This window comes from Aeromonas sp. R1-1, assembly GCF_040908495.1.
Taxonomy (GTDB): domain Bacteria; phylum Pseudomonadota; class Gammaproteobacteria; order Enterobacterales; family Aeromonadaceae; genus Aeromonas; species Aeromonas veronii.
Window position 1 is genome coordinate 1 of record NZ_JBFODV010000205.1, and the last position, 2,027, is coordinate 2,027.

Below are 2,027 nucleotides of genomic sequence, written 5' to 3' on the forward strand. Positions count from 1 at the left end.
TTCGATGAAAAAAGAGCGGCAGCCCTCGGGCTGCCGCTCTTTTTATTGATAAGGATCGCCGCGTCAGGACTCCAGCGCAGCAATCGCCTCTATCTCGATCTTCACATCCTTCGGCAAGCGGGCCACTTCCACGCAAGAGCGCGCCGGATACATGGCATCGTGCTCGGAGAAGAAGTCGTTGTAGACCTGATTCACCGCAGCAAAGTCGTTCAGATCCGAGACAAACACCGTGGTCTTGAAGATGTTGCGCACCTCGCCGCCTGCTGCCTCGACAATCGCCTTTACGTTTTGCAGGGAGCGCAGGGTCTGCGCTTCGATACCCTCTGCAATGTCGCCGCTCACCGGGTCCAGCGGGATCTGGCCGGAGGTGTATAGGATGTTGCCAATCCGGGTGGCCTGCACATAGGGGCCGATGGCGCCCGGCGCCGCCTTGGTAGTGATAACCTGTCGCATCTGTTACTTCCTCGTGCTGACAAACAAAAAGTAGGCCCGGAGCAAGCCTGCTCACCCCGGGCATGAGAGTTACATCATGTTGGTGAAGGTTCTGGAGATGACGTCCTGCTGCTGCTCGCGGGTCAGGGCGTTGAAGCGAACCGCATAGCCGGAGACCCGGATGGTCAGACTGGGGTACTTGTCCGGATTCTCGATGGCATCCAGCAGCATCTCGCGGTTCATCACGTTGACGTTGAGGTGCTGGCCCCCTTCCACATCCCGCTCGTGATGGAAGTAGCCATCCATCAGCCCCACCAGATTGTTCTCGCGATTGGCGGGTTCCTTGCCGAGCGCCCCCGGCACGATGGAGAAGGTGTAGGAGATCCCGTCCTTGGCGTATTTGAACGGCAGCTTGGCCACCGAGGCGAGTGAAGCAACCGCCCCCTTGCGATCCCGACCGTGCATCGGGTTGGCCCCCGGCGCAAACGGCGCACCGGCGCGGCGGCCATCCGGGGTATTGCCGGTCTTCTGGCCATAGACCACGTTGGAGGTGATGGTCAGGATCGACTGGGTCGGCACCGCATTGCGGTAGGTCGGCAGCGCCTGGATCTTCTTCATGAAGCGCTCGACCAGATCGCAGGCGATAGAGTCGACCCGCTCGTCGTTGTTGCCGTACTGGGGATACTCCCCCTCAATCACGAAATCGACCGCCAGCCCGTCAGCATCGCGCACCGGCTTGACCCGGGCGTACTTGATGGCCGCCAGCGAATCGACCGCTACCGACAGACCGGCAATGCCACAGGCCATGGTGCGATAGACGTCGCGATCGTGCAGCGCCATCAACGAAGCCTCGTAGCTGTACTTGTCGTGCATGTAGTGGATAAGGTTGAGCGCGCTGATGTACTGCACCGCCAGCCAATCCATAAAGCTGTCGAGGCTGGCCATGACGGTCTCGTAATCCAGCACTTCGTCCATGATGGGCGCCACTTTCGGGCCGACCTGGATCTTCAGCTTCTCGTCCACCCCGCCGTTGATGCAATAGAGCAGGGTTTTGGCCAGGTTGGCGCGAGCCCCGAAGAACTGCATCTGCTTGCCGATCACCATAGGGCTCACGCAGCAGGCGATGGCGTAGTCATCGCTCTCGAAGTCGGTGCGCATCAGATCATCGTTCTCATACTGCAGGGATGAGGTATCGATGGAGACGCGGGCAGCATAGGTCTTGAAGGCCCGCGGCAGCCCTTCCGCCCAAAGGATGGTGAGGTTGGGCTCGGGCGCCGGTCCCATGGTCTTGAGGGTGTGGAGGTAACGGAAAGAGTTCTTGGTCACCAGAGTACGACCATCCAGCCCCATGCCACCAATCACCTCGGTGGCCCAAATGGGGTCGCCGGAGAAGAGGGTGTCAAACTCGGGGGTGCGCAGGAAGCGCACCATGCGGATCTTCATGATGAAGTGATCAACCAGCTCCTGGGCATCCTGCTCGCTGATGAGCCCCGCTTTCAGATGGCTCTGTCCCAATTACGTGTTGAAAGGCTAATCTTGAAGTAGGCCATCACCTTGAGGTCTACCATCATGGATACCCCAGCCTTTCAACACCT

General features: G+C 59.7%; 1 protein-coding gene and 1 pseudogene. Both read right to left on the reverse strand.

The features are described 5' to 3' along the window. Positions 1-63: 63 nt before the first annotated feature. Positions 64-453, reverse strand: coding sequence for a RidA family protein (locus AB5Y92_RS13175; RefSeq protein ID WP_164536352.1), 390 nt, complete (start codon positions 451-453; stop codon positions 64-66). 69 nt (positions 454-522) lie between these two features. Continuing rightward, positions 523-1,929, reverse strand: a pseudogene (locus AB5Y92_RS13180) (pyruvate formate lyase family protein); the annotation flags it as partial. Positions 1,930-2,027: the final 98 nt, after the last annotated feature.

Excerpts from the sequence above, each read along its gene's own strand:
- AB5Y92_RS13175 (WP_164536352.1), bottom strand. The coding sequence starts at position 453 with ATGCGACAGGTTATCACTACCAAGGCGGCGCCGGGCGCCATCGGCCCC.